The sequence below is a fragment of the Teichococcus deserti genome (genome assembly GCF_001982615.1).
In the GTDB taxonomy this organism is placed as follows: domain Bacteria; phylum Pseudomonadota; class Alphaproteobacteria; order Acetobacterales; family Acetobacteraceae; genus Pseudoroseomonas; species Pseudoroseomonas deserti.
The window spans coordinates 1-533 of sequence record NZ_MLCO01000590.1; the positions used below are offsets into that span (position 1 = coordinate 1).

Sequence of the window (533 nt, forward strand, 5' to 3'; positions counted from 1 at the left end):
GTCGATCGGGCGGGTGTCGAGCCCTTCCTCGGCCAGGCCGGCGCCCGCAGCCTGCTGATCAACAACTGGCTGGCCGGCGGCGCCGTCGATGCCGCCCGCGTGGCGCAGGGCCTGGCCTTCGCCGGCCGCATCGACCATGCCTGGGCCTCGGCGCAGCGGCTGGTGGAGGCGGCGAACAACCCGGCTTTGACCGCCGCCCTGGCCCGCACCCGGGACGAGTTCTTCCAGGCCGCCGAGCCGCGCTACCGCAGCTTCGTCGAGGCCGCCCTGGCCAGCCTGACCACCCCGGGCACCGCCCCCGCCTGGCCGGCGACCAGCGCCGAATACGGCCCCTGGACGCCGCCGGCCCTGGCCAGGCTGGTGCCGCTGCGCGACGCCGCGCTGGACCAGGCGACGGCGCAGGGCCAGGCGGCGGCGGCCACCGCCCAGACCATCCTGGCCATCAGCCTCGCTTTGGCCTTCGCCGCGCTCATCCTCGCCATCGGCGGCGTCGTGCTGCTGCTGAAGCGCCTTGTCGCCCCGGTGCGCCAGCT

At 76.4% G+C, this 533-nt stretch carries 1 protein-coding gene; it reads left to right on the top strand.

Going from position 1 to position 533, the window contains the following annotated elements; all coding sequences use genetic code 11:
• Window positions 1-533: hypothetical protein (locus tag BKE38_RS32730; protein WP_165694341.1), on the top strand; the 533-nt coding region annotated here is incomplete at both ends.